This window comes from Simplicispira sedimenti, from assembly GCF_022760965.1.
GTDB lineage: Bacteria > Pseudomonadota > Gammaproteobacteria > Burkholderiales > Burkholderiaceae_C > Simplicispira > Simplicispira sedimenti.
This window is the reverse complement of record NZ_JAKVIJ010000010.1, coordinates 41,442-67,256: the sequence shown is the minus strand read 5'-3', so window position 1 is coordinate 67,256 and position 25,815 is coordinate 41,442. Positions and strand designations below refer to the sequence as shown.

The following is a 25,815-nucleotide window of genomic DNA, read 5'->3' as shown; positions in this document are numbered from 1 at the left end:
ATGCCAGCCGGCGCCCCGCCCAGGGCCGCAGCGAATGCCGCAGCGGCCAGCTTTGCTGCGCTCACGGACAGCCTGGACTACCTGGACAACGCCAGCATCGAGCAGGTGCGCCAGGCCTACCGCTTCGCTGACGAGGCCCACCTGGGCCAACTGCGCAAGAACGGCGAGCCTTACATCACCCATCCCATCGCCGTGGCTGCGCAGTGTGCCACCTGGAAACTCGATGCCCAGGCCCTGATGGCCGCCTTGCTGCACGACGCCATGGAAGACTGTGGCGTCACCAAGATGGATCTGATCGAGCGCTTTGGTGCACCCGTGGCAGAACTGGTCGATGGCCTCACCAAGCTCGACAAGCTGGAATTCGACACACGCGAGGAAAACCAGGCCGAATCCTTCCGCAAGATGCTCCTGGCCATGGCGCGCGATGTGCGTGTCATCCTCATCAAACTGGCCGACCGCTCGCACAACATGCGAACGCTGTCGGACATGCCGCGCAGCAAATGGCGACGCATCTCCTCGGAAACCCTGGAGATCTACGCCCCGATTGCCCACCGGCTGGGCCTGAACCAAACCTATCGTGAGCTGCAGGACCTGTCCTTCCGCCACCTGCACCCCTGGCGCTACGCCACCCTGGCCAAGGCCGTGGGCAAGGCGCGCAACCGCAGGCGTGACCTGGTGCAGAAAGTGCAGACCGATGTCGATGCTGCCTTCTCACGCCTGGGCATGCCGGTGCGCCTGGCCGGGCGCGAAAAGACCCTTTACGCCATCTACCAGAAGATGGTGCTCAAGCACCTGAGCTTTGCCCAGGTGACCGACATCTATGGCTTCCGGGTGATCGTACCCTCGGTGACCGACTGCTACACCGCCCTGGGCGTGCTGCACCAGATGTACAAGCCGGTGCCCGGCAAGTTCAAGGATCACATTGCCATCCCCAAACTCAACGGCTACCAGTCGCTGCACACCACGCTGGTGGGCCCCTCGGGAGTGAACGTCGAGTTCCAGATGCGCACCGAGGAAATGCACCTCGTGGCCGAAGCGGGCGTGGCCGCCCACTGGCTCTACAAGGCCCAGGATGCCGACGGCGCTGCCGCAGAGCGCCTGGGCACCAAGTGGTTGCAGTCCCTGCTGGACATCCAGAACGAAACCCGCGACGCAGCCGAGTTCTGGGACCACGTCAAGGTGGACCTGTTTCCCGATGCGGTGTACGTCTTCACCCCCAAGAGCCAGATCATGGCCTTGCCCCGGGGCGCCACGGCGGTGGACTTTGCCTTTGCCATCCACAGCAATGTGGGCAGCCACACAGCAGGTGCACGCATCAACAACGAGCAGGTGCCGCTGCGCACCGAGCTCAAGAACGGCGATGTGGTGGAGATCATCACCGACCCCGCCGCCACGCCCAACCCCGCCTGGCTGGGCTTTGTGCGCACGGGCCGTGCCCGATCCAAGATCCGGCACCACCTCAAGACACTGGCCCAGACCGAATCTGAAAACCTGGGCGAAAAGTTGCTGACCCAGGCCCTGCGCTCTGAAGGCATGCAGCAACTGCCGTCCCAGGACGACGGCCACCAGCAGATCTGGGAACGGTTGCTGCGTTTTACCGGCAACCGCACCCGCAGCGAGTTGCTGACCGATATCGGCCTGGGCAAACGCATTGCCAGCATCGTCGCCAAACGACTGGTGGTGCTGATGACCGAACACGGCCACAAACCCGATGCGCTGCTGATGACCCGGGAGCGCTACACCTCGCACGAAACCGTCTCGCAAGGCGGCGTCACGCTGGACGGTAGCGAAGGCGCATCGGTGCAATACGCTGCCTGCTGCCGTCCGGTGCCTGGTGAACCGATCATGGGCTACCTGGGGCGCGGCGAAGGGCTGGTGGTGCACTCCAGCCAATGCGCCGTGGCCCAGCGCCTGCAGCACAAGGACAGCGAGCGCTTCATCGCTGTGGATTGGTCCGAAGAACCCACCCGACCCTTTGAAGCACGCATCGTCGTCACGGCACGCAACGGCAAAGGCACCCTGGCACGCATTGCCGCCAATCTGGCACGCTCGGAGGCGGACATCACCCATGTGGACATGGACGAACAAACGGCCATGGACACCATAGACCTGCGCTTCAGCATTGCCGTGCACGACCTCCAGCATCTGGAAACCGCGCTGCGCAATCTGCGCCGCACCGCAGACGTGCTGCGTGCAGTGCGCGCCATGCCCCAGCAATGATGCGCCACTGACCGCGCCTCAGCCAGGCTGCGGGTAGCGCACTTCCACCACCTCCAACTGACGCACGCCCGAGGGCGTGGGCAAGGCCACCTCATCACCCACTCGGGCCTTGAGCAGAGCGCGCGCCACCGGCGCCACCCAGCTCACCTGCCCCTGGCTGCTGTCGGCTTCGTCGATGCCCATGATAGTGATGCAGCGCTCCTCGCCCAGGTCATCCACATAGCGCACCGTGGCGCCAAAAAAGACCTGGTCGCTGCCAGAATGCAGCGACGGATCGACCACCTCAGCAATCTCCAGCCGCTTGGTCAGAAAACGGATGCGGCGATCAATCTCGCGCAACCGCTTCTTGCCGTACAGATAGTCGCCGTTCTCTGACCGATCCCCATTGCTGGCTGCCCAATGCACCACCTCGACCACACGGGGGCGTTCCTCGTCCATCAGCTGCAGCAGCTCGGCGCGCAGACGGGCATAGCCCTGGGGCGTGATGTAGTTCTTGCCCCCGGCGGGGATCGGCGGCAATGCCGGGCCGTCGTCCTCGTCGGGGTCGGTTTCCTTGGTGAAAGCCTTGCTCATGGTGATGACAATAGTGGCCCTGGGAAGAGACCAAAGGAAAAAGCCCTGAGTCTTTTCAGACTCAGGGCTTACCTGTTGGTGCGGCTGGCAGGAATCGAACCCACGACCCCTTGGTTCGTAGCCAAGTACTCTATCCAGCTGAGCTACAGCCGCTAAGCCTTGCATTGTAGCACGAATTTTCAGAGTTTCTGCAAATCTGTGCTGGCGGAGAGGGAGGGATTCGAACCCTCGGTAGTGTTACCACTACGCCTGATTTCGAGTCAGGTACATTCGACCACTCTGCCACCTCTCCTGGCGGGCAAGCTTTAGATTGTAGCAGGATTTTTACGGCACCAACCGTTCAACCCCGCCTAAATACGGGCGCAGCACTTCGGGCACCGTCACGCTGCCGTCGGCCTGCTGGTAGTTCTCCAGCACGGCCACCAATGTGCGGCCTACGGCCAGGCCAGAACCGTTGAGCGTGTGCACGAGTTCGTTCTTGCCTTGCGCGTTCTTGAAGCGAGCCTGCAGGCGGCGTGCCTGGAAGGCCTCGCAATTGCTCACCGAACTGATCTCGCGGTAGGTGTTCTGCGCGGGCAGCCAGACCTCCAGGTCGTAGGTCTTGGCCGAGCCAAAGCCCATGTCGCCGGTGCACAGGGCCATCACGCGGTAGGGCAAGCCCAGTTGCTGCAGCACGGTCTCGGCGTGGCGGGTCATTTCTTCCAGCGCCTCGTAGCTCTTGTCGGGGTGCGTGATCTGCACCATTTCGACCTTGTCGAACTGGTGCTGGCGGATCATGCCGCGCGTGTCTCGACCGTAGCTGCCAGCCTCGGAGCGGAAGCACGGCGTGTGCGCCGTCAGCTTGATGGGCAGGTCGGACTCTTGCAGCACCACGTCGCGCACGAAGTTGGTCAGCGGCACCTCGCTGGTGGGAATGAGGTAGAGCGCGGCGTTGTCCGGCACGGGCTCGCCGTCCTGGCCGCCCTTCTTGGCGGCGAACAGATCGCCCTCGAACTTGGGCAACTGGCCCGTGCCCTTGAGCGAGTCGGCGTTGACGGCGTAGGGCACGTAGCACTCGGTGTAGCCGTGCTGCTGGGTCTGCAGGTCGAGCATGAACTGGCTCAGGGCGCGGTGCAGGCGCGCGATCGGGCCCTTCATCACGGTGAAGCGCGAGCCCGAGAGCTTGACGCCCATGTCGAAGTCCAGCCCCAGTGGGGTGCCCACGTCCACATGGTCCTTCACCTCGAAGTCGAAGGCGCGCGGCTGCCCCCAGCGGCGCACTTCCACGTTGCCGTGCTCGTCGGCGCCCACGGGAACGCTCTCGTGCGGCAGGTTGGGCACGGCCAGGAGCAGAGTTTGCAGCTCGGCCTGGATCTGGTCCAGGCGGGCGGCGGACTGCTCCAGTTCGACCTTGGAGGCGGCCACCTGGGCCTTGGCGGCCTCTGCGCCCTCCTTGTCGCCCTTGCCCATGAGCATACCGATCTGCTTGGAGAGCTGGTTGCGCTGGGCCTGCAGCTCCTCGGTGCGGGTCTGCAGGGTCTTGCGCTCGGCTTCCAGGGCCTGGAAGACCTCGACGTTGAGGAAGGGCTGGGGATTTTTGCGGGTTTGCAGGCGCTCGACGGTGGTGCCGAGGTCTTTGCGCAGGAGAAGAATATCTAGCATGGTGCGATTTTAGATGGCCCCACTGCGGAAGCTGCGGGCCTTGCCGATAACATGTGCAGTCCCATCCCGCATCCAGGGGTGGCAGGAGGCTGCCATGTTTTTTGTGTTTGGCCCATCGGGACAGATGTACCGGGGTGGCCCCGAGAACCTTGCGCGCATCACATCGGCACGGCGGGTCAACCGCCCCCAGGCGCTGCGCACGCGCGGAACCGACGAGGCGCCACCCTTCTCATTGGAATCCCTGCTGCCTGGCGGCGCGCACCCAAGCGGCGCCGCCGAAACCGCGGGCGCCACAGCGCCCACCGGCAGCGCCAACCTGCGCGCACACGACGCAGTGAGTGCCTATGCACAGACCGGCCACCCCACACCGGCCACGCGCCAGCCCCTCTCGCGCGTGCGCGACGTGATGACGCCGCGCAGCCTGACGGTGCAGCCCGATACCATCGTCAACCACGCTTGGCAGCAACTCGCCGAACATGGTGTGGCACAGGCGCCCGTCGTGGATGCCCTGGGCCGAGTGATCGGTCTGCTGGTGCGTGCCGACATGGCGCCGCTGGACCTGCTGCCCGAGCCGGGCCACATCCAGGCCACCATCGCGCTGGCCCGGCGGCCCGTGTCTGCCGTGATGGTGAGCCCCGTGCCCACCGTGGCGCCCGACACCGATGTGCGCCGTCTGGCCTCGGTGCTGCTGGACACCGGGCTGCCCGGCCTGCCCGTGACAGACGAAGCGGGCATTCCGGTGGGCTTTGTGTCGCGCACCGACATCCTGCGCGCCGTGGCGGCAGATCCACCACTCGACCTGTGGAGTTGATAAGGGAGCGCCCCCTCAACCAGTGCGAGCAGATCGCCTGCAAATTCAATAAAAAAACGGGCTCCAAGGCCCGTTTTGCTTGCGCAAACAGCTATCAAATTGATAGCAAATTATTCGCCGTCGTCCGCCGCCTGCCCGGCACCATCGAGCTTGAGCCCCTTGGGCAGCGGGAACTTGAGCGTTTCCTCAATACCGCTGAGCTTGCGCACCGACACGGCACCAAGGGCCTTGATGCGCTCGATCACCTGCTGCACCAGCACCTCCGGCGCAGAAGCCCCCGCCGTCAGCCCCACGCGGGCGATGCCGCTGAACCACTCGGCACGCAGCTCGTCCGCAGAATCCACCATGTAGCTGGTGGTGCCCATGCGCTGCGCCAGTTCGCGCAGGCGGTTGCTGTTGGAGCTGGTGGGGCTGCCCACCACGATGACCAAGTCCACCTGCGGGCTCAGCAGCTTGACCGCGTCCTGGCGGTTCTGCGTGGCGTAGCAGATGTCCTGCTGCTTGGGCTCGCGCACCTTGGGGAAACGCGCACGCACGGCGGCCGTGATCTCTGCGGCGTCGTCCACGCTCAAGGTGGTCTGTGTGACCACGGCCAGCTTTTCGGTTTGCGCAGGCTGCACGCGTGCCACGTCGTCCACGTCTTCCACCAGGTGGATGCCGCCGTCGAGCTGGCCCAGCGTGCCCTCCACCTCGGGGTGGCCCTTGTGGCCGATCATGATGAACTCGTAGCCCTCCTGGGCGAGCTTGGCCACCTCCACATGCACCTTGGACACCAGCGGGCAGGTGGCGTCGAAGATATGGAAGCCGCGCGCGCGGGCTTCTTCCTGCACCGCCTTGCTCACGCCGTGGGCGCTGAAGATCAGCGTGGCGCCGGGCGGTACGTCGGACAGCTCCTCGATGAAGATCGCGCCCTTGGCCTTGAGGTCGTTCACCACGTAGGTGTTGTGCACGATTTCATGGCGCACGTAGATCGGCGCGCCAAACTTGGCCAGCGCACGCTCGACGATCTCGATGGCCCGGTCCACCCCCGCGCAGAAACCGCGCGGTTCAGCCAGAAGCACCTCCTGGGGATGGTTCATAGCACCCCGATCACGTGCACTTCGAAGGTCACGGGCTGCCCCGCCAGCGGGTGGTTGAAGTCGATGAGCAGCGCATCCTGGCTGTCGGCGTTGCCCACCTGCACCACCACGCCCGCGTAGGAGCCCGAGCCGTCGGGCGTGGCAAATTCCACCGCCTCGCCGACGTGGTACTGCTCGTCGGGGTCGCCCAGGGTGTCCAGCAGCTTGCGCGATACCCACTGCTGCATGGCCGGGTTGCGCTCGCCAAAGGCCTCACCCTGCGCCAGCTCGAAGCTGGTGCGCGTGCCCTCTTCCAGGCCCAGCAGGCGCTGCTCCAGCACGGGTGAAAGCTCGCTGTTGCCCAGCGTGAGCGTGGCGGGTTTGTCTTCGAAAGTGTTGATGACGTCGCCCTCAGGGCCCGCCAGACGGTAATGCAGGGTCAGGAAAGAACCCGGTTGAACAGTTGCCATGGATGCCTCGATAAACTGGCGCCATTTTACGTTTCGGCGTTTACACCCCCGTCTCCATGCCGCTCAAAGACCTTCCTGCCGACGCGCAGCCGCGCGAAAAGCTCCTGGCGCGCGGGCCCGCCGCGCTGGCCGATGCGGAGTTGCTGGCCATCCTGCTGCGCACCGGCATCGTGGGCAAAGGCGTGCTGCAACTGGCGCAAGAGCTGCTGGAGCCCCCCACACAAGACCCCACCAGTGGCCAGCCCACGGGCGGCTTTGGCGGCATCGCCGGGCTGCTGCACGCCAGTGCCGCCGACCTGGAACGCATCAAGGGCCTGGGTCCGGCCAAGCGCGCTGAACTCGTGGCCGTGCTGGAACTGGCGCGCCGCGCGCTGGCCCAGCAACTGCGCGAGCGCGAGGTGTTCGACTCGCCCCAGGCCGTCAAGCACTACCTGCAACTGCACCTGGCCGCCAAGGGGCACGAGGTGTTTGCCGTGCTGTTTCTCGACAGCCAGCACCGCCTGCTGGCCATGGAAGAGCTGTTCCGCGGCACGCTCACGCAGACCAGCGTGTACCCGCGCGAGGTGGTGCTGCGCGCCCTGCACCACCAGGCCGCCGCCGTGGTGCTGGCGCACAACCACCCCAGTGGCAGCGTGCAGCCCAGCCGTGCCGACGAAGCACTCACCCAGACCCTCAAGGCTGCGCTGGCCCTGGTGGACGTGCGCGTGCTCGACCATGTGATCGTGGCGCCAGGCCAGGCCTTGTCGATGGCCGAGAAAGGCCTGGTGTAACGTGAGCCTGCCCGGCCACACCGCCTTGCGCCTGGCGCTGGAGCGCGCCCGTGCGCCCAAGGACGCCCCGGCACCCGCCGCCGCCCCGGCTGCGGCAACCGCCAGTACACCGGTGGCGCCACCCCGGCCAGCCCCCACGCCGCGCCCTCCCCCACCCGCCCCCAGCGCACAGGCCAACCCGGCGCCCCGTCAGGCCCGCCGCAGCAGCGCCCCCAAGCCCCGCCGCGCGAGCGTGCGCATCACCGACCTGCAGGACCTGGCCGCCGTGGCCCGCCACCTGCACGAGGAAAAGAGCCGCAGGGAGGCCGAAGAAAAGGCCCAGCGCGAGGCCGCCGCCCGGCGCGAGGCCGAGCGCCACCTCTTCAGCCATGCGGTGGGGCCCATCACCCGGCTGCGCGAGCGCAACCTCGCCCTGCCGCGCCGCCCGCTGCCGCCTCCCCTGCCGGTGCAGCACCAGCTGGACGAGCAGCGCGCGCTGCAGGAGTCGATCAGCGACGACTTCGATGTGAGCACCCTGCTCGATACCGACGACCAGCTCAGCTTCCGCCGCCCCGGCATCGGTGTGGAGGTGACGCAGCGCTTGCGCGCCGGGCACTGGAGCATCCAGCGCCAGCTCGACCTGCACGGACTGCGCGTGGACGAGGCGCGCCTGGCCCTGGGCGAATTCATCCGCACCGCCCACAAGAACGGCGTGCGCTGCGTGCGCGTGGTGCATGGCAAGGGCCTGGGCTCGCCCGGCAAAAGCCCTGTGCTCAAGAGCCGCGTGCAGCGCTGGCTGGTGCAGAAGCACGAGGTGCTGGCCTTCGTGCAGGCACGGCCGGTGGATGGCGGCGCGGGGGCGATGCTGGTGCTTTTGCAGCCGGTGGGCCTGCGTCAGAGATAGGGCTCCACCAATGCGTGGTGTCGCCGTTCATCCATTCCCCGCCGCTGCTCCAGCGCCAGCGCATGCCGCGAGGCTGGAAGCAGGTACACCAGCGGGCGGTGCTCGTCCGAGAGTTCGATCCGCACCGACAGGCCTGTCGTCTTGCGGTAGGCCTTGAGTTCATTGGCCAGCACGCCGTGCTGGGGCAGCACGGTGGCGGCGCCTTCGGTGTCGAAACAGCGCAGGCACAGGTCGTGCGTCGCCCGGTCCACCTCCACCCACACGCCCCAGCCGAAGTAGTCGTCGCGGTAGGTGAAAGGCACGGGCAGCACGCAGCGGATGAAGTGGCGCGTGTCGTCCAGGGTGCAGAAGTCTTGGTTGTAGCGGGCGCGGCGGTAGCGCTCCAGGTAGCCCAGCGCGAACACGGCGTCGGGCAGGCCACAGCCGATGTCGGTCAGGAGCTCGTCGTGCCACTCACCGCAATGGGTGCAGCGGTAGCCAGGGCGGGCGCTTGTCTTGCGGGTTTGGGACTTGGCCATGGTGCTCCCAGGTGCTTGGTTGCCAGGCGCGTATCTTGTCCCAGCAGGATTATTGAAGAAAAAAGGCCTCCAACGCCCGTCCATACTGCGCAAGCAGCTATTGATTCAATAGCAAACTTACAACCCCTTGTTGCGCATCCAATCGGCGGTGTTGAAGAAGCTCGCCTTCAGCCGCGTGCGCGATTCCTCGGGCGTGGCGCATTCGGCCATGGCCTGGTCCATGCAGGCGACCCACTGGTCGCGCTCTTTCACACCGATGGCAAACGGCATGTGGCGCGCGCGCAGGCGCGGGTGGCCAAAGCGGCTCTGGTAATGGTCCGGCCCGCCGAGCCAGCCGCAGAGAAACCAGAACAGCTTGTCACGCGATTCATCCAGCGTGCTGCCATGCGTGGCGCGCAGCGCGGCGTAGCCGGGCTCCAGGTCCATGAGGTCGTAAAAGCGGTCCACCAGGGCGCGCACGGCGGGCTCGCCGCCGATGCGTTCAAATGGCGACTCTTGGACAGGCAAGTCTTCAGAATTCATATCAAAAACAGGCTGTAGCGCAATACCATATTGCGCGAACAGCTATAAAAATAATAGCATCATTCAGTCGCCCGCCGCAGGGTGTCCACCACCGGGCGGCGCAGCACCTCGCGCAGCCCCCACCAGCCAGCCAGCAGGGCCAGCACGGCGCCAACCAGGCCGCCGGCCAGGGGCACCAGGGGGGACGCCGTCCAGGTGAACTCAAAGGCGTAGCGCGCCAGCGCCCAGCCCACGGCCACGGCCACGGAGCTGGCCAGCACCCCGGCCAGCAGACCCACGCCCGCCAGTTCGGCCCGCTGCACCTGGCCCAACAGGCTGGCGCGGGCGCCCAGGGCGCGCATGATGGCGTATTCGCGGGCGCGTTCTTCGCGCGTGGCAGTCACGGCGGCAAACAGCACCACCAGCCCAGCGGCCAGGGTGAAACCGAACAAAAATTCCACCGCACGCACCACCTGGTCGAGCACGGTCTGCACCTGCGTGAGCGTGGCGCCCATGTCCACGTTGGTGATGTTGGGGAATTGGCGTACCAGGGCGTTGTCAAAGCCCGCCTGCTCAGGGGCGCGGTAGGCCGCCAGGTAGGTGAGCGGCGCATCGGGCACCTGCGCCACAGGGAACATCACGAAGAAGTTGGCGCGCATGGAGGCCCAGTCCACCTTGCGCAGCGAGGTGATGCGCACCTCGTGCTGCACACCCGCCATGTCAAAACGCAGGGTGTCGCCCAGCTTCAGGCCCAGCGTCTTGGCCAGGCCCTCTTCGACGCTGGCGCCGTCCTGTTCGCCGGGCGTCCAGCGGCCGGCCACCACCTGGTTGTGCGGTGGCTGCTCCTGGGCGTTGGAGAGGTTGAATTCACGCTCCACCAGGCGCTGGGCGCGGTCTTCGGTGTAACTCTCGGGGGTGATGGCCCGGCCATTCACGGCGACCAGGCGGCCACGGATCATGGGGTACCAGTCGTAGCGGCGCACGCCCGCATCGTCCAGCGTCTGGCGGAAGGGTTCTGCCTGGTCGGGCTGGATGTTGATGACGAAGCGGTTGGGCGCATCGGGCGGCGTGGCCTGGCGCCAGCTGGCGATGAGGTCGGTGCGCAGCAGCACCAGCAGCACCAGCGCCAGCAGCCCCACGGCCAGGCTGCTGACCTGCACCACGGCATAGGCCGGGCGCGCGGCGATCTGGCGCGTGGCCAGCACCAGCCAGCGCGGTGCGGTGGCCTCATTCACACTGCGGCGCAGCGCATGCACGGCCAGCCAGCTCAGCAGGGCAAACAGGCCCGCCGCCACACCAAAGCCCCCCACGGCGATGAGCCCCAGCCGGAGGTCGCTGCTGACCACCAGCAGCAGGGCCGCAAAACCCGCCACACCCAAGCCCAGCACGGCCAGCGAGGCCGGGCGCAGCGCGCCCATGTCGCGCCGGATGACGCGCAGCGGCGGCACCTGGGCCAGTTGCAGCACGGGCGGCAGGCCAAAGGCAGCCAGCAGGGTCAGGCCCACGCCCAAGCCCAGGCCCAGCGGCCACAGGCTGGGCGCGGGCAGCCCACTTTCCACCAGCCCGGCCAGCAGCAGCACGAACACATGGTGCACGCCATAGCCCAGCAGCAAGCCGGCCAGGCTGGCAGCCAGGCCCACCAGCAAGAATTCGACCGCATAGCTGCCCGCAATGGCGCGCTGGCTCAGGCCCAGCACGCGCAGCATGGCCGATGCATCCAGGTGCCCGGCCGCAAAGCCGCGCGCCGCCAGAGCCACCGCCACGGCGGACAGCAGCGCGGCCAGCAGCGCCACGAGGCTGAGGAATTTCTGCGCACGCTCCAGCGTCTGCGTCATCTCGGGGCGGCCCGATTCGATGGATTCGAGCCGCACACCGCGCACGCCAGGGCGCTGCACCTCCTGCTCGGCCCAGGTGGTGAACTGGCGCACGGCCGCAGCTTCGCCGGCCACGGCAAAGCGGTAGGTCAGGCGGCTGGCCGGCTGCACCAGGCCGGTGGCGGCCACGTCGGCGGCGTTGACCATGACGCGCGGCGCAAAGGCCATGAAGCCTGCACCCCGGTCGGGCTCGATGACGATGATGCGCGCGATGCGCAGGCTCGCGTCACCCAGCAGCAGCGGGTCACCCATGCGCAGGCCCAGCGCGTCGAGCAGTGGCGCATCGACCCAGACCTCCCCAGGCGCGGGAATATCGCGGGTGTTGGCGGAAGCGCCGCCGGGCGCTGCGGCCACCTTCAGGTTGCCACGCAGCGGGTAGCCCGGCTCCACGCTCTTGAAGGCCACCAGGCGGGCAGCGCCGCCAAACTCATCCCCGGCGCGCCCCATGGTGGGAAAGCCCACCGTGGTCACGGTCTGCAGGCCCAGGGCGCGGGCGCGTTCGACAAAGGCCGCGGGCGTGGCGTTGTCGCTGGCCACCACGGCGTCGCCGCCCAGAATCTGCAGTGCATCGCGCTGCAGCCCACCGTTCAGCCGGTCGGCAAAAAAGGCCACCGAGGTGAGCGCGGCGACCGCCAGCGTCACAGCCACGGCCAGCAGGCGCAGCTCGCCGGCGCGCCAGTCACGCCACAGGGTGCGCCAGCCCAGAGAGAAAAGGGAAACGTTCATCCGCGCTACCTTAGCGCAAGTGGGGGAAGTCACTCCCAGCGCATGGCCGCAATGTCGTGCACCACGATGGGGTAATTCATCCACACCCCGCGCAAGCCTTTGCGCGCCACCGTGGCGACCTGGGGCGCAAAAATCCACGCGTTGACGGCGTCGTCGGCCAGATGGCGCTGCATTTGCGCAAACAGACGGCTGCGCTCGCGGGGGTTGCCCGCCAGCGCATGGCGCCCTGCCAGGTGGCGAAAGGCTGGGCTGTCGTAGCCAAAGTAGTAGTCGGGGTCGGTGTAGATGAGGTAGTCCAGAGATTCGACATGGGTGATCAGCGTCAGATCGAACTGCCCCTTGAACACCCCGCCCAACCATTGCGACCATTCCACCATTTCTGTGCGCGCCTCAATGCCGACCTTGGCCAGATCGGCGGCGATGAGGGGGCCGCCCTCACGGGCATAGGGCGTGGGCGGGAGCGTCAGCGTCAGTCGCAGAGGCAAGGCCACGCCCGCCTCTTTCAGCAGGCCGCGCGCTCGCTCGGGGGAATAGGGGTACACGCCTGCCAGGTGCACATACCCCGGATCGGTGGGCGCAAAGTGGCTGCCAATGGCACGCGCCCGGCCTTGCAGTACCTTGCGGATAAAGGCTTCGCGGTCGATGGCATGGGAGATGGCCCGACGCACGCGCACATCGTTCAGGGGTGTGCGCCGGTGGTTGATGGCCACCATGCCCTTGCCCGTCGAAGAGCCCACCAGCACCTGGTAGCGGCTGTCGCCCTGAAAGTGGCCTACGTCCTGCGTTGCCAGGTTGAAGAACAGGTCCATGGCCCCCGAACGGAACGCGGCCTCCTGGGCCTTGGGGTCTGGGATGAAATGGAACACCACACGCTCGATGGATGCCTGGGTCGGGTCGCGGTAGGTGTCGGCCCTGACCAGCGTGATGGATGTCCCACGGCTCCATTGCACGAAGCGGTAGGGGCCCGTGCCCACGGGGTGGCTGCTTGCCTGGGCAGCGCTGGCCGGGTGCAGGATCACCGCCGGGCCCTCGCCAAGGCGGAACAGCAAGTGAACATCTGGCCGCTCCAGGGCCAGCACCACGGTGTGGGCATCAGGGGTCTCGATGCGGGCGATGTTGTCGAACAAGGCCTTGCGCGCCTTGTTGGTGGAACCAGGGGCCTTGGCGCGCTCGAAGCTGAAGCGCACGGCCTGCGCATCCAACACCGCACCATCGTGAAAGCGCACCCCTCGCCGCAGCTTGAACACATGGACCAGGCCGCTGGCATCCTGGCTCCAGGATTGGGCCAGCAGGGGTTTGACCTGGCCGTTTTCGTCGATGCGGGTCAGGCCCTCCAGCACGTTGTAGTGCACCACCTCGCCAATCGAAGCCGCGGCACCCATGGTGGGGTCCAAGCCATCGGGCTCCAAGGAGAGGCTGATGGACACCGATGATCCCGCACGCTGCTGGGCGAGTGCACCCCATGGCAAAGCCAGACACAAACCCAGCCCCACCATCCACGCGGCGAGCCACCCAGGAGCACGGAAGAAGTGGGACAAAGCGCTTGTTCCTTGACGATTTCGCCCAGATGCTCGCACAAAGCGAGTCAAGGCACACAAATGGCTACAAAGTGTGACATAGAATGAATTTTGCCCATTGGGCCCTGACCTCGCCTCTGGAGCCATGCCCTCACTCCGTGTTCTGCGCCAACGCAAAGCTCCCCCCTGGTTCTGGTGGGGGCTGGGGTTGGGGCTGCTATTGCTGGCGCTGGCGGTGTGGGCGCTGCTGTCCACCTACCGTGAGCGCGAGCAGCGCTTTCGCCATCAGGTCGAGGGGGAGTTGCAGGCCATCGGCCAGTTGCAGGTGCGCAGCGTGGCCGAATGGCGTGAGCGCCAGACCTCCCAGGCCATGGGACTGGCAGACGATTCGGCCTTCGCCCAACTGGTGGCGCGCTGGATCCAGCTTCCGGGGCTGGAACAAGAGGCCCCCGTGCGCGAGCGCTTGCGCATCCTGGAGGAGCGCTCGCTCTACACAGCGGCCTACCTGATGGACGCGCGGGGCAACTTGCTGCTGACATCCGGGGGCGAGGTTTTGGGCCTGGCTCCACAGGCCGAGATCAATGCCCTGACACGGGCGCTGGCCCAAGACGAGCCGGTATTGGTGGAGCCACGCGGCGATGCGTTCTTTGCCTTCCCGTTCTTCAGCGTGCTGGTGCCGCTCTACGATGGCTCCACCGCTCTGGGAGGCATCTGGCTGGTGAAAGACGTGCGTGCCACGCTCTACCCCATTCTGGATTTCTGGCCCACCCGCAGCCAGACTGCGGAGTCTTTTCTGGTTCAGCGCACCGGGGAGGAAGTGTTGGTACTCAGCCCACTGAAGCACCGCCCCGACCCACCCATGACCCTGCGCCTGTCCATGTCGCACACCGACAACCCTGCCGTACAGGCTTTTTCGGGCAGCCGGGGCATTGTGTATGGGCGCGATGACCGAGGCCAGCCCGTTCTGGCCGCCGTGAACGCCGTTCCGGATACGCCCTGGGTGCTGATATCACAGGTCCATGTGAAAGAGGCCTTGGGTGGCCACTTGCAGCGCGAATGGCTGGCCCTGAGCCTGCCGGTGAGCCTGGTGGTGGTGCTGGCGGGCTTGGCCACCACCTACTGGCAATGGCGCGCACGTCGGCGCGAGAGCGCCCTCAAGCAGGAACTGGAACGCAACATGCGCTGGCTGGAAAGCGCCCAGCAGGCCGCCTCGGTGGGCTTTTTTGCCTGGGATGCGCAGAACCAGGAGTTTTTTCTCTCGCGCATCGCGCGCCAGATCTACGGCCTGCCCGCAACGGGCCGCATCGGGCTGCGCACCTGGGTGGATGCACTGCACCCAGACGACCGCAAGAGCGTGCTGGCACGGCACGGAAAATCGCTGGAAGAACGCCTGCCCTTGAGCGCGCAGTACCGCATCGTGCGCCCCTGCGACCGGCAGCAGCGCTGGATTCAGGTGTGGGGCGAGTTCGAAGGCCAAGCGACGCCGGGCGGCAATGCCTGGTTGACCGGAACCGTGCAGGACATAACCGAACGCAAGCAGACGGAGGAGCAACTCGCAAGCTACCGTGCCGCGCTGGAAACCCAGGTGCGCATGGACCCCTTGACCCTGGTGGCCAACCGCCGTGCGCTCGACGAAACCCTGGCCAGCGAGTGCAAGCGGGCCCTGCGTGGTGGCGCGCCGCTGGCGCTGCTGATGATCGACGTGGACCACTTCAAGGCCTACAACGATCACTACGGCCACGTGCAGGGCGACCAGTGCCTGCGCCAGGTGGCCCAGGCGCTGTCAGCCTCCGTGGGGCGGGAGGGGGAAATGGTGGCCCGCTATGGCGGCGAAGAGTTTGCCGTCTTGCTGCCGCACACAACGCTGGAACAGGCTGTGGAACAGGCCGAGCGCGTACGCCATTCCATCAGCGCACTGGGATTGGCCCACGCTTGCGCGCCCGGTGGTCAGCATGTGACGGTGAGCATTGGCGTGGCCTGCCTTGAGCCCCACCACCACGCACTGGCGAACCCATCCGCCGACGTCGGCGTTGCAGCGCATGCGCTGCTGGAGCAGGCCGACAGCGCGCTCTACGAGGCCAAGAAAGCAGGCCGGGACAGGGTGACCGCCTACACTGCGCCCCCCGTCCCACACGCCGTGGAGGCGTGAAACGCGTCAGGTGTTCTTGCTCACCGTGATGGTCGGAAACTTGGCTGAGAAATCCTTGGACTGCAAGGCAATGCGGGCTGCCACATCGCGCGCCACCTGGCGGTAGATGCCCGCCGCCTCGCTCTGCGGATCGGCCACCACGGTCGGCTGGCCACTGTCGGCCTGCTGGCGGATCTTCAGATCCAGCGGCAGCGCTCCCAGGTAGTGCATGCCCAGCTCCTGCGCCAGGCGCCGCCCGCCGCCCTCGCCAAAGATGTGCTCTGCGTGCCCGCAGTTCGAGCACACATGCACGGCCATGTTTTCCACCAAGCCCAGAATGGGCACACCCACCTTCTCGAACATCGTGATGCCCTTGCGTGCATCCAGCAGTGCAATGTCCTGCGGCGTGGTCACGATCACCGCGCCGGTAATGGGCACGCGCTGACTCAGGGTGAGCTGGATATCGCCCGTACCGGGCGGCATGTCCACCACCAGGTAGTCCACGTCCTTCCAGTGGGTCTGGCGCAGCAGTTGTTCCAGCGCCTGCGTCGCCATGGGGCCGCGCCAGATCATGGCCTGGTCCGGGTTCACGAGAAAGCCGATGGACATGACCTGCACACCATGGTTGACCAGCGGCTCCATGGTCTTGCCGTCCAGGCTGTCGGGCCTGCGGTCAATGCCCATCATCATGGGCTGGCTGGGGCCGTAGATATCGGCGTCCAGCAAGCCCACGGTCGCGCCTTCGGCGGCCAGAGCCAGCGCCAGATTCGCGGCGGTGGTGCTCTTGCCCACCCCGCCCTTGCCCGAGGCCACGGCCACGATGTTCTTCACACCGGGCAAGAGCTGCACGCCGCGTTGCACCGCATGGGCCACCACCTTGGTGACCACCTCGACTTGCACGCTGCGAACGCCCTCGACCGAGCGTGCCGCCGCTTCCAGGCTGGCGCGCAGCGCGGGCTCCTGGCTGCGTGCAGGGTAGCCCAGCTCCACCTGAAAAGACACTGCGTCGCCGTCGATGCGCAGATCGCGCAAGGCACGCGTGCTGACAAAATCCTTGCCGGTACCGGGGTCCTGCACGGCGCCCAGGGCCGCCATGAGCCCTTGTTCATTGATAGCCATCCGATGTACTCCTGTGGGTGCGGTAGTCTATCCAAGCGCCCCGCGACCCCACTGCCTGCATGACAATGCGGCCCCGCCCAATAGACCCGCCCAAGGAATCCCGTGAAGTTCAAGATGTCGCCCAACTCGCTGTTTGCCGTGCTGCTGCGCTCGCCGTGGTGGATCAGCTTTGCGCTGGTGGGCGTGCTCTCCTTGGCTGCGGTAGCCTTGCTGCCGCGTGACTATGCGTGGGCCGGTGCACTGGGCACCTTCCCGTTTTTTGTGGTCGGCTGCATGGCCGCCTGGCGCCAGTGGCGCGCGCCCAGCGCCGCGCGCGTGGCCGCCATGCACGCCCAATTGCAGACCTGGCCCTGGCGCGCATTTGCCGATGCGCTGGAGGCCGCGTGGCGTGCCGACGGCCATGGTGTGGAACGCCTTGCCGCAGGCGGCGCAGCCGACTTCGTGCTGACCAAGGGCGGGCAGACGCTGCTGGCCAGTGCCCGGCGCTGGAAGGCTGCCAACCACGGCGTGGAGCCGCTGCGCGAGCTGCACGCCGCCATGCAGGCGCGCGGCGCCCAGGGCGGCCTGTACCTGCTGGCCCAGGGCAGCCTGAGCGACAACGCCCGCCTTTTCGCGCGCGACCATGGCATCACCGTGGTGCAGGGCGACGCGCTGGCCGGTCTGCTGCTCGCGGCGCGCTGATCTGCGGCATCCGCGCAACGTCCATGGGGTTTCCCCAAGACCGGGGGCCCGCGCCCTCACGCACACTCGGGACAGGCTCCGTCCATGGAGTCGCGTGTACCTGCCTGCCCCACCATGCCGCTGCCACCCACCGACCCATCCGCACCACGCACCGGGCTGCTGCTGACCGGCGGCGGCGCACGTGCTGCCTATCAGGTGGGCGTGCTCGAAGCCATCGCTGATCTGCGCCTGGCCTGCGGTGCAGGCAAGGAGCCCAACCCCTTCCCCATCGTCACAGGCACCTCGGCTGGCGCCATCAACGCCGCCGCGCTGGCCTGCGGCGCCGACCAGTTCGACCGCGCGGTGCGCCGCATCGCGCGCGTGTGGAGCAACTTCCACGCACACAACGTGTACCGTGCCGACTCCATCAGCGTGATGCGCAGTGGCGCGCGCTGGCTCACGCTGCTGTCGCTGGGCTGGGTGCTGGCGCGCTGGCGCCGCATGCGCCCGCGCTCATTGCTGGACAACGATCCGCTGGCACATCTGCTCGTCAAGATGGTGCCGCTGGTGCGCCTGCCGCGACTGATCCGCCAGGGCCACCTGCAGGCGCTGGCCGTCACCGCATCGAGCTACAGCTCGGGCGAGCACGTGACCTTCTTTGAGGCCGGGGAGCGCCAGGACCCCTGGGTGCGCTCGCAGCGCCGCGCCGTGCGCGACCGCATCACGCACGAGCACCTGCTGGCTTCGGCGGCCATTCCCTTCGTGTTCCCGGCCACGGCGATCGACATCGAAGGCCACACCGAATACTTCGGCGACGGCTCCATGCGCCAGTCGGCCCCCATCGCGCCGGCCATCCACCTGGGCGCCGAGCGCGTGCTGGTGGTGGGCGCAGGCCGCATGCACGAGCCCAAGGGCGACGTGACGGCGGCGCTCTCCACCGGCTACCCCTCGCTGGCGCAGATCGCCGGCCACGCGCTGTCGAACATCTTCCTCGACGCGCTGTGGGTGGACGTGGAGCGCATGCAGCGCATCAACCAGACGATCTCGCTGATCCCGCCCGAGGCGCGCGCGCGCAGCAGCCTGCGGCCCATCGAGCTGCTGGTGATCGCGCCGTCGGAGCGCCTGGACGCCGTGGCCGCGCGCCATGTGGCCGACCTGCCCACCCCCGTGCGCACCATGCTGGGGGCTCTGGGGGTGTCGTCGAAAAGCCAGGACGTGCGCAGCGCCGCGCTGGCCAGCTACCTGCTGTTCGAGCAGAACTACACGCGCGACCTCATGGCCCTGGGCCGGGCCGACACGCTGGCGCAGCGCGCAGCCGTGTGCCGCTTCTTTGGCTGGACGGACACGGGCGCCGAGCTGCCCCAGCGCCCCAAGGCCTGACCTGGGCGCAGCGACCCAGGCACGCGCTCACTTCTTCAACCAACCTAAACCCTTGGCGTGCAAGCTCTGCACGTACAGGCGCTCGGGCGTTTCGGTGATGGCGGTGGTTTCGGGGTAGGCGCCCGTGGGATCCTGCAGGTCGGCCACGACTTTGCCGTCCTCGGTGAAGGCGATCACATGACCGTAGGCCTTGGGGATGGGCCACAGCGCGCGCGGCAGGCGCAACGTCAGCGCGCGCAGCCAGGGCTTGCCGGCCATGCCGTCGATGGTGGGGTTGCGCGGCTTGGCGAAGCCCAGCCAGATCTTGCCGTCCAGCCCGCGCATCAGGTTGTCGGGGTAGCCGGGCAGGTTGTCCAGCAGCACCTGGGCCTGTGCATTCCCACCCTGGGCGATGTCGAGATCCTGCGCGCCCACGGCGATTTTCCAGACGCGGTACTTGCCGGTTTCGTTGACGAACAGGTGCTGCTCGTCGCTGCTCAGCGCCACGCCGTTGGCGAAGCTCAGGCCCCTGGCCACCACGCGCACGGCGCGGCTGGCGGGGTCGTACTCCAGCACGCGGCCGGTGGCGGACTGCTCCAGGATGTCGAGCACGCTGGCCTCGAAGGTGCCGCCCCAGTCCTTGGGCGCGAAGCGGGTGGAGGCGTCGCTGAGGTAGATCTTGCCGTTCCTGGCCACCACCACGCCGTCGGCGTAACGGATCGGATCGTCGCCGATGCGGTCGGCCAGCACCTGCACCTGGCCCTGCGGCGAAACCGACAGCAGGCCCTTGACGGCATCGGCCGCGATGAGGTTCCCGGCCGCGTCGAAATCGAAGCCCAGCACCCGGCCGCCGGTGTTGATGAAGACCTCCTGCGCCGAGCCGTCCGGGCTCATGCGCAGGATGTTGCCGCTGAGCACCGTGGTGTAGAGCTTGCCGTCCTTGCCGATGGCGATGTGCTCGGGGCCGATCTCGCCGCGCAGGTCGATCATCTGCAGGTTCGCCAGGCGCTGGTTGGGTGCGTGCGGCCCTTGGTAGCCCGGCGCGGGCGGGGCCTGCCAGGCCACGGGGGCGATGGGCACGGGCCAGGCCAGCAGATAGGCCAGGCCGGCCACTACCACGGCTCCCAGGCCGATGAACAGCTTCTTGAACATGCGCGTCTCCTCCAGGGTGTTTCTGGCGCGCATTGTGCCCAGGGCTGCCAGCCCTTGCCCAGCCAGCGCTGACGCCTGGGCGACGGACCCGTAAAATTACAGGCTCCGCCAAAAAAGGCGAATCCGCTTTTGAGAGCCGCTCCATGCCCGCACGCAAACTCTTCGTCACCACCGCCCTGCCCTACGCCAACGGCAACTTCCACATCGGCCACATCATGGAATACATCCAGGCCGACATCTGGGTGCGCACGCAGCGGCTGCTGGGCAACGAGGTGAACTTCGTCGGCGCCGACGACACGCACGGCGCGCCTATCATGATCGCCGCCGAGAAGGCTGGCAAGACGCCGCAGCAGTTCGTGGCCGACATCGCCGCCGGGCGCCAGCAGTACCTCGACGGTTTCCACATCCAGTTCGACAACTGGCACAGCACCGACGCGCCCGAGAACCACCAGCTCGCGCAGCAGATCTACCTGGACCTCAAGGCCAACGGCCTGATCGAGACGCGCACCATCGAGCAGTTCTTCGACCCCGAGAAGAACATGTTCCTGCCCGACCGCTTCATCAAGGGCGAGTGCCCCAAGTGCCACGCCAAGGACCAGTACGGCGACAACTGCGAGGTCTGCGGCGCCGTCTATGCGCCCACCGACCTCATCAACCCCTATTCGGCCCTCTCGGGCGCCAAGCCGGTGCTCAAGCACTCGGAGCACTTCTTCTTCAAGCTGTCGGACCCGCGCTGCGTGGCCTTCCTGGAAGACTGGACGCAGGACGGCCGCCTGCAGAGCGAGGTGGCGAACAAGGTGCGCGAATGGTTCACCGTGCGCACCAACCCCGACGGCAGCACCAGCGAGGGCCTGGGCGACTGGGACATTTCACGCGACGCGCCCTACTTCGGCATCGAGATCCCCGACGCGCCGGGAAAGTATTTCTATGTGTGGCTCGACGCGCCCATCGGGTATCTCGCCTCGCTGAAGAACCTGCTGGACAAGCGCGGCCAGGACTACGAGGCCTACATGGCCGACCCGCAGCTGGAGCAGTACCACTTCATCGGCAAGGACATCGTCACGTTCCACACGCTGTTCTGGCCCGCCACGCTGAAGTTCAGCGGCCGCAAGGTGCCCGATTCGGTGTTCGTGCACGGCTTCCTCACGGTGAACAACGGCGAGAAGATGAGCAAGAGCCGCGGCACCGGCCTGGACCCGCTCAAGTACCTGGGCCTGGGCATGAACGCCGAGTGGCTGCGCTACTACCTGGCCACCAAGCTGAGCAGCCGCAACGAAGACATCGACTTCAACGCCGAAGACTTCATGCTGCGCGTCAACAGCGACCTGATCGGCAAGTACGTCAACATCGCCAGCCGTGCGGCCGGCTTCATCAGCAAGCGCTTCGGCGGCCAGCTCGGCGAAGTCTCGGCCGACGGCGATGCGCTGCTGGAGCACCTGCGCACCGTGGCGCCCACCATCATCGAGCTGATGGCCGAGCGCGAGTACGGCAAGGCCCTGCGCGAGACCATGCTGCTGACCGATCGCGTGAACGCCTACGTGGACCAGAACAAGCCCTGGGAGCTGGCCAAGCAGGAGGGCATGGAAGGCCGCCTGCAGGACGTGTGCACCACCTGCATCGAGGCCTTCCGCCTGCTCACCATCCTGCTCAAGCCCGTGTTGCCGGCGCTGGCCGCGCAGGTCGAGGCCTTCCTGAAGGTCCAGCCCTTCACCTTCGCCGACGCGCAGACCGCGCTCGGCAAGGGCCATGGGATCGGCGAATACAAGCACCTGATGCAGCGCGTGGACGTGAAGCAGCTTGAAGCATTGTTCGAGCCCCCAGCCCAGACGGTACAAGCGCCAGCAGCTACCGAAACCGTAGCACCCGGCGGCGAGGAACTGGCCCCCACCATCACCATCGACGACTTCGCCAAGATCGACCTGCGCATCGCGCAGATCGTCAACTGCGAGGCCGTGGAAGGTTCCACCAAACTGCTGCGCCTCACACTCGACGTGGGCGAGGGCCGCACGCGCAACGTCTTCAGCGGCATCGCCAGCAGCTACCAGCCCGCCGACCTGGTGGGCAAGCTGACCGTAGTGGTGGCCAACCTGGCCCCGCGCAAGATGAAGTTCGGCGTGTCCGAGGGCATGGTGCTGGCGGGCAGCCATGCGGACGAGAAGACGAACCCCGGCATCTATGTGCTGAACCCGTGGCCCGGCGCCCAGCCTGGCATGCGCGTGCGCTGACTTCAGCGAGCCGAACACACACGGCTTGCCACTGGCTGACAACCCGGCCTAGCCGGGCTACGGACTTACGGCAATTGCAGCGCCGCACGCGCGGCCTACACTGGGGTGCCGAATGAACCATCCAGCCCCCCAGCGCACGATCCGCACGCACGACCACTGCCCCTGCAGCCCGCCAGCACCGTTGCACTGATCGCCTCGATCCCTGGTTGCACCGGTCTGGAGTTGTCTGCATGTCTGTCTCGTTCGCCTTCCGCCCACGCATTCTGGATGCCCTCAAGGGCTACACACGTGCCCGCTGGTTTGCCGACATGGGCGCGGGCATCACCGTGGGCATCGTGGCGTTGCCGCTGGCCATGGCCTTTGCCATCGCCAGCGGGCTCAAGCCCGAGGCCGGGCTGTGGACCGCCATCATCGGGGGCTTTCTCGTCTCGCTGCTGGGTGGCACCAACGTGCAGATCGGCGGGCCCGCCGGGGCCTTCATCGTGATCGTCTATGGCATCGTCGAGCGCCACGGTGTGGCGGGCCTCCTGATCTCCACCACCTGCGCCGGTCTGTTGCTGTTTGCGCTGGGCTTGCTTAGGCTGGGCAACCTGGTGCGCTTTGTGCCGGTGAGCATCGTCATTGGCTTCACCAACGGCATTGCGGTGCTGATTGCGCTGTCGCAGGTGAAAGACGCGCTGGGCCTGTCCATCGCCAAGATGCCGGGTGATTTTGTGGCGCAGGTGCAGGTGCTGGCTCAACACATCGGCAGCATCAATCCCTACGCCCTCGGGTTGGCGGGCGCCTGCCTGGGCGGGCTGTTTCTCTGGCCCGTGCTGTTTGTGCGGCACAACACGCTGCTGCTGCGCCTGGCCGATGGCAAGACCGTGCGCTCGTTTGCACGCATTCCCGCTCCGGTGGTCGCGCTGGTCTCGCTTACCGCACTAGCGAGTTTCACGAACATGCCAGTGGAAACCATTGGCACACGCTTTGGCGGCATTCCACAAAGCCTGCCCAGCATCGAGCTGCCGACCTTGTCATGGGACACCGTGCGCCAGCTCGTGATTCCCACGCTGACCATTGCGCTGCTGGGCGCCATCGAGTCGCTGCTGTGCGCGCGCGTGGCCGACCAGCTCGGCACGGGTGAACACCACCGCAAGCACGACCCCAACCAGGAACTGATGGCGCAGGGCGTCGCCAACTTTGTGGTGCCGTTTTTTGGCGGCATGCCGGTCACGGGCACCATTGCGCGCACGGTGACCAACCTGCGCTCCGGTGCCACCTCGCCCATCGCGGGCATCGTGCATGCGGCAACGCTGTGCGCCATCGTGTTGCTGGCTGCACCGCTGGCGCTGCACATTCCGCTGGCGGTACTGGCAGGCATCCTGCTGTATGTGGCCTGGAACATGGGCGAGTGGCACGAGTTCGGGCGCCTGCGGCATTTCAGCAACCACTACCGGCTGCTGATGCTGGGCACCTTCTTCCTGACCGTGGTGTTCGACCTGACGGTGGCGGTAGAGGTCGGCCTGGTGCTGGCCTGCGTGCTGTTCGTGCGGCGCATGAGCGCGCTGTTCCGCGCCGACCCCTTGCCGCTGGATGCAGAAGCACCCAGCACGCGCCTGGGCTGGAGCCTGCACGGCGCACTGTTCTTTGGCGCGGCCGCCAAGATCGACCCTCTGGTGCAGGCCATCGAAGCGGCGCCGCACGGTGTGCAGGTGAGGCTGGACATGCGCCACCTGTTTGCGCTGGACACCACCGGGCTTGATGGCCTGGAGCAAATCCTCAAGGCGGTGGCCCAGCGTGGCGGCCACCTGACGGTACACGACCCACAGGAGCAGGCACGCTCGCTGATGGAGCGCTCGGGGTTCATCGCCAGGCTGGCCGGGCAGGGCCCGCCAGCAGCACCCGCTTCAGGACAGGAGCCGCTGTCGGGTACTGCCTAAGGCCGCAGCAGCCACGTAGGCGGCGGGCGCAGCCACAGGCTGCGCTGCGGCGGCATCCGCATCCACCTGGAACACGGCCACCGCCTGCACCAGCTCCTGGGCCTGGGTGCTCAGGCCGGTGGCTGCGGCGGCGATCTGCTCCACCAGTGCGGCGTTCTGCTGCGTCACATGGTCCATCTGGGCAATGGCCTCGCCAATCTGGGCCACGCCCGAGCGCTGCTCGGCGCTGGCGCTACTGATCTCGCCCACCAGGGCCGTGACCCGGCGAATGGACTGCACCACTTCCTGCATGGTGGCGCCTGCCTTGTCCACCAGCTCCGAGCCCTGCGCCACGCGCTCCACGCTGGCGGAGATCAGGCCCTTGATCTCGCGCGCAGCCTCGGCGCTGCGCCCGGCCAGGGCCCGCACCTCACTGGCCACCACGGCAAAACCGCGCCCCTGCTCACCCGCGCGCGCCGCTTCCACGGCGGCGTTCAGGGCCAGGATGTTGGTCTGGAAGGCAATGCCGTCGATCACGCCGATGATGTCGGCGATCTTCTGGCTGGAGGTGTTGATGTCGCGCATGGTGTCCACCACCTGCCCGACCACGGCGCCGCCGCGCTCTGCCACGGCACTGGCATCGCGCGCCAGGGTGTTGGCCTGCTGGGCGTTGTCGGCGTTGTGCACCACCGCATCGCGCAGCTCTTGCATGGAGGCCGAGGTTTCCTGCAGCGCACCGGCCTGGGCCTCGGTGCGGTTGGACAGGTCCATGTTGCCTTGCGCGATCTCGGTGCTGCCGCCCAGCACGTTTTGCGCCCCCTGGCGCACATGCGTGACCACACGCGCCAGCCCGCCCTGCATGTCCTTCAGGGCCAGCAGCAACTGCGCCACCTCGTTGCGGCCCTGCGCATCGATGGGCTCCTGCAGCTTGCCCGCGGCCACCGAACGGGCCACACGCACTGCCTGGCGCAAAGGTCCGGTGATGGAACGAATGATCCACCAGGCCAACAAGCCCCCCAGCACCATGACCACCAGCGTGGTGGCCAGCAACATGCCGCGCACGCTGTTGGCAGCGCGCTCGGTGGCGCCCGTGGCCTGGCCGAGTTGCTGTTGCTGCTGCAGCAGCAGGGCGTCCATGGCGCTGAAATAGGCCTGCTGGGCGGGGTGCATCTTGCCCACCAGCAGATCCTTGGCGTCAAACACCTGGCCTGAGCCCGCCAGCTCCTGGGTTTCGTTCTGCAGCGGCTCATAGGCCCTGCGCGCAGCCTGCACCTGCTGCAGCGCGGCCTGCGCTGCGCTGTCGTCCGCCAGGAGCTTTTCCAGCTCGCCAAAGCGCTGGTCAATGCGCTTTTGCACGCGCCCTATGCTCTGGGCCTCGGCCAGGATGGCGGCGGTGTCGCTCATCAGAATCATGTTGCGCACGCTGCTGGAGATGGTCTGCACATCTTCCTTGATGGAGCTGCCCACCACCATGCGCGGAATGCGCGCGTTGGCCACGTCACCAAACAACCCGGTCATGGTGGACACCTGCACCCAGACCACCGCCACCATGGCAAGAATCATCAGGCCCAGGATCCCAAAACCCAACTCCAGCCGGGTGGAAATCCGCAAATCATCGATGCGCATGGTGTCGTCCTCCTGGCGGTAGGCACCGCCCCATGTTGGCAAAGCCGCCGCAGCCACCCATCACGGCGGCCCAGGGCTCCCTG

20 protein-coding genes and 2 tRNA genes are annotated in these 25,815 nt (G+C 67.0%); 9 read left to right on the top strand and 13 right to left on the bottom strand.

The window, feature by feature from the left end:
* Positions 1-2,220 carry a RelA/SpoT family protein gene (locus MJ602_RS11935; protein ID WP_242455384.1) on the top strand — a complete coding sequence of 740 codons (2,220 nt, stop codon included), beginning with the start codon at positions 1-3 and terminating at the stop codon, positions 2,218-2,220.
* 18 nt (positions 2,221-2,238) lie between these two features.
* On the opposite strand, the gene greB is transcribed toward MJ602_RS11935, so the two are convergent.
* The 4 genes from greB to serS all read right to left on the bottom strand — a co-directional run bounded on the left by greB (position 2,239) and on the right by serS (position 4,434).
* A complete protein-coding gene (greB, locus tag MJ602_RS11930) occupies positions 2,239-2,793 on the bottom strand; it encodes a transcription elongation factor GreB (RefSeq protein WP_243021014.1) in 555 nt (184 codons plus the stop codon).
* A gap of 76 nt (positions 2,794-2,869) precedes the next feature.
* Positions 2,870-2,946, bottom strand: a tRNA-Arg gene (locus tag MJ602_RS11925).
* Between the two features lie 49 nt (positions 2,947-2,995).
* Positions 2,996-3,085 (bottom strand) — tRNA-Ser (locus MJ602_RS11920).
* A 32-nt stretch (positions 3,086-3,117) separates the two neighbouring features.
* Positions 3,118-4,434, bottom strand: a complete 1,317-nt coding sequence (serS, locus tag MJ602_RS11915; protein ID WP_243021013.1) for a serine--tRNA ligase — start codon at positions 4,432-4,434, stop codon at positions 3,118-3,120.
* A gap of 94 nt (positions 4,435-4,528) precedes the next feature.
* On the opposite strand from serS, the gene MJ602_RS11910 reads away from it, so the two are divergent.
* Positions 4,529-5,245 carry a CBS domain-containing protein gene (locus MJ602_RS11910; RefSeq protein WP_162017013.1) on the top strand — a complete coding sequence of 239 codons (717 nt, stop codon included), beginning with the start codon at positions 4,529-4,531 and terminating at the stop codon, positions 5,243-5,245.
* Between the two features lie 110 nt (positions 5,246-5,355).
* Here the strand turns inward: MJ602_RS11910 and ispH are convergent, their stop codons facing one another.
* Both ispH and MJ602_RS11900 read right to left on the bottom strand, forming a co-directional pair.
* Entirely contained in the window at positions 5,356-6,324 is a 969-nt protein-coding gene (gene ispH / locus MJ602_RS11905; RefSeq protein WP_243021012.1) for a 4-hydroxy-3-methylbut-2-enyl diphosphate reductase, read from the bottom strand.
* Positions 6,321-6,773, bottom strand: coding sequence for an FKBP-type peptidyl-prolyl cis-trans isomerase (locus MJ602_RS11900; RefSeq protein WP_243021011.1), 453 nt, complete (start codon positions 6,771-6,773; stop codon positions 6,321-6,323). Before MJ602_RS11900 ends, ispH begins: the two co-directional genes overlap by 4 nt.
* A 56-nt stretch (positions 6,774-6,829) precedes the next feature.
* On the opposite strand from MJ602_RS11900, the gene radC reads away from it, so the two are divergent.
* Both radC and MJ602_RS11890 read left to right on the top strand, forming a co-directional pair.
* Positions 6,830-7,543, top strand: coding sequence for a RadC family protein (gene radC, locus MJ602_RS11895; RefSeq protein WP_162017016.1), 714 nt, complete (start codon positions 6,830-6,832; stop codon positions 7,541-7,543).
* A 232-nt stretch (positions 7,544-7,775) separates the two neighbouring features.
* Positions 7,776-8,426 carry a Smr/MutS family protein gene (locus tag MJ602_RS11890; protein ID WP_423246709.1) on the top strand — a complete coding sequence of 217 codons (651 nt, stop codon included), beginning with the start codon at positions 7,776-7,778 and terminating at the stop codon, positions 8,424-8,426.
* Here the strand turns inward: MJ602_RS11890 and MJ602_RS11885 are convergent.
* The 4 genes from MJ602_RS11885 to MJ602_RS11870 form a co-directional block, all read right to left on the bottom strand.
* A complete protein-coding gene (locus tag MJ602_RS11885) occupies positions 8,417-8,944 on the bottom strand; it encodes a DUF2199 domain-containing protein (protein ID WP_243021010.1) in 528 nt (175 codons plus the stop codon). The genes MJ602_RS11890 and MJ602_RS11885 overlap by 10 nt on opposite strands.
* Before the next feature lie 117 nt (positions 8,945-9,061).
* Positions 9,062-9,466: a group II truncated hemoglobin gene (locus MJ602_RS11880; protein ID WP_243021009.1), complete on the bottom strand. Its 405-nt coding sequence runs from the start codon at positions 9,464-9,466 to the stop codon at positions 9,062-9,064.
* A gap of 59 nt (positions 9,467-9,525) precedes the next feature.
* Complete coding sequence (locus MJ602_RS11875) at positions 9,526-12,045, bottom strand: ABC transporter permease (protein WP_243021008.1); 2,520 nt, start codon at positions 12,043-12,045, stop codon at positions 9,526-9,528.
* Between the two features lie 29 nt (positions 12,046-12,074).
* Positions 12,075-13,583, bottom strand: coding sequence for an ABC transporter substrate-binding protein (locus MJ602_RS11870; protein ID WP_243021007.1), 1,509 nt, complete (start codon positions 13,581-13,583; stop codon positions 12,075-12,077).
* 124 nt (positions 13,584-13,707) lie between these two features.
* Here MJ602_RS11870 and MJ602_RS11865 point away from each other — a divergent pair, with 124 nt between their 5' ends.
* The gene (locus tag MJ602_RS11865; protein ID WP_243021006.1) at positions 13,708-15,711 is read left to right on the top strand and encodes a diguanylate cyclase; all 2,004 of its coding nucleotides are present in this window, start codon (positions 13,708-13,710) and stop codon (positions 15,709-15,711) included.
* 6 nt (positions 15,712-15,717) lie between these two features.
* Here the strand turns inward: MJ602_RS11865 and apbC are convergent, their stop codons facing one another.
* Positions 15,718-16,809 (bottom strand): iron-sulfur cluster carrier protein ApbC, encoded by a 1,092-nt coding sequence (apbC, locus tag MJ602_RS11860; RefSeq protein ID WP_243021005.1) that lies wholly within the window; start codon positions 16,807-16,809, stop codon positions 15,718-15,720.
* 102 nt (positions 16,810-16,911) lie between these two features.
* On the opposite strand from apbC, the gene MJ602_RS11855 reads away from it, so the two are divergent.
* Together MJ602_RS11855 and MJ602_RS11850 are read left to right on the top strand one after the other, a co-directional pair.
* Entirely contained in the window at positions 16,912-17,490 is a 579-nt protein-coding gene (locus MJ602_RS11855; protein WP_423246707.1) for a restriction endonuclease, read from the top strand.
* A 114-nt stretch (positions 17,491-17,604) separates the two neighbouring features.
* Positions 17,605-18,849 (top strand): patatin-like phospholipase family protein, encoded by a 1,245-nt coding sequence (locus MJ602_RS11850; protein WP_243021004.1) that lies wholly within the window; start codon positions 17,605-17,607, stop codon positions 18,847-18,849.
* A 27-nt stretch (positions 18,850-18,876) separates the two neighbouring features.
* Here the strand turns inward: MJ602_RS11850 and MJ602_RS11845 are convergent, their stop codons facing one another.
* A complete protein-coding gene (locus tag MJ602_RS11845; protein WP_243021003.1) occupies positions 18,877-19,980 on the bottom strand; it encodes an SMP-30/gluconolactonase/LRE family protein in 1,104 nt (367 codons plus the stop codon).
* A gap of 143 nt (positions 19,981-20,123) precedes the next feature.
* Here MJ602_RS11845 and metG point away from each other — a divergent pair, with 143 nt between their 5' ends.
* Both metG and MJ602_RS11835 read left to right on the top strand, forming a co-directional pair.
* Positions 20,124-22,205 (top strand): methionine--tRNA ligase, encoded by a 2,082-nt coding sequence (gene metG / locus MJ602_RS11840; RefSeq protein WP_243021002.1) that lies wholly within the window; start codon positions 20,124-20,126, stop codon positions 22,203-22,205.
* A gap of 230 nt (positions 22,206-22,435) precedes the next feature.
* Positions 22,436-24,127, top strand: coding sequence for a SulP family inorganic anion transporter (locus tag MJ602_RS11835; RefSeq protein ID WP_243021001.1), 1,692 nt, complete (start codon positions 22,436-22,438; stop codon positions 24,125-24,127).
* Here MJ602_RS11835 and MJ602_RS11830 read toward each other — a convergent pair.
* A complete protein-coding gene (locus MJ602_RS11830; RefSeq protein ID WP_243021000.1) occupies positions 24,095-25,732 on the bottom strand; it encodes a methyl-accepting chemotaxis protein in 1,638 nt (545 codons plus the stop codon). The two genes, MJ602_RS11835 and MJ602_RS11830, sit on opposite strands and share 33 nt — an antisense overlap.
* Positions 25,733-25,815 lie beyond the last annotated feature (83 nt).

What these genes read in the sequence shown, in the direction of transcription:
- apbC (WP_243021005.1), bottom strand. Translation starts at nt 16,809, where the DNA reads ATGGCTATCAATGAACAAGGGCTCATGGCGGCCCTGGGCGCCGTGCAG.
- MJ602_RS11880 (WP_243021009.1), bottom strand. Translation starts at nt 9,466, where the DNA reads ATGAATTCTGAAGACTTGCCTGTCCAAGAGTCGCCATTTGAACGCATC.
- ispH (WP_243021012.1), bottom strand. Translation starts at nt 6,324, where the DNA reads ATGAACCATCCCCAGGAGGTGCTTCTGGCTGAACCGCGCGGTTTCTGC.
- MJ602_RS11875 (WP_243021008.1), bottom strand. Translation starts at nt 12,045, where the DNA reads ATGAACGTTTCCCTTTTCTCTCTGGGCTGGCGCACCCTGTGGCGTGAC.
- MJ602_RS11830 (WP_243021000.1), bottom strand. Translation starts at nt 25,732, where the DNA reads ATGCGCATCGATGATTTGCGGATTTCCACCCGGCTGGAGTTGGGTTTT.
- MJ602_RS11900 (WP_243021011.1), bottom strand. Translation starts at nt 6,773, where the DNA reads ATGGCAACTGTTCAACCGGGTTCTTTCCTGACCCTGCATTACCGTCTG.
- greB (WP_243021014.1), bottom strand. Translation starts at nt 2,793, where the DNA reads ATGAGCAAGGCTTTCACCAAGGAAACCGACCCCGACGAGGACGACGGC.
- serS (WP_243021013.1), bottom strand. Translation starts at nt 4,434, where the DNA reads ATGCTAGATATTCTTCTCCTGCGCAAAGACCTCGGCACCACCGTCGAG.
- MJ602_RS11845 (WP_243021003.1), bottom strand. Translation starts at nt 19,980, where the DNA reads ATGTTCAAGAAGCTGTTCATCGGCCTGGGAGCCGTGGTAGTGGCCGGC.
- radC (WP_162017016.1), top strand. Translation starts at nt 6,830, where the DNA reads ATGCCGCTCAAAGACCTTCCTGCCGACGCGCAGCCGCGCGAAAAGCTC.
- MJ602_RS11885 (WP_243021010.1), bottom strand. Translation starts at nt 8,944, where the DNA reads ATGGCCAAGTCCCAAACCCGCAAGACAAGCGCCCGCCCTGGCTACCGC.
- MJ602_RS11835 (WP_243021001.1), top strand. Translation starts at nt 22,436, where the DNA reads ATGTCTGTCTCGTTCGCCTTCCGCCCACGCATTCTGGATGCCCTCAAG.
- MJ602_RS11865 (WP_243021006.1), top strand. Translation starts at nt 13,708, where the DNA reads ATGCCCTCACTCCGTGTTCTGCGCCAACGCAAAGCTCCCCCCTGGTTC.
- metG (WP_243021002.1), top strand. Translation starts at nt 20,124, where the DNA reads ATGCCCGCACGCAAACTCTTCGTCACCACCGCCCTGCCCTACGCCAAC.
- MJ602_RS11850 (WP_243021004.1), top strand. Translation starts at nt 17,605, where the DNA reads ATGCCGCTGCCACCCACCGACCCATCCGCACCACGCACCGGGCTGCTG.
- MJ602_RS11935 (WP_242455384.1), top strand. Translation starts at nt 1, where the DNA reads ATGCCAGCCGGCGCCCCGCCCAGGGCCGCAGCGAATGCCGCAGCGGCC.
- MJ602_RS11910 (WP_162017013.1), top strand. Translation starts at nt 4,529, where the DNA reads ATGTTTTTTGTGTTTGGCCCATCGGGACAGATGTACCGGGGTGGCCCC.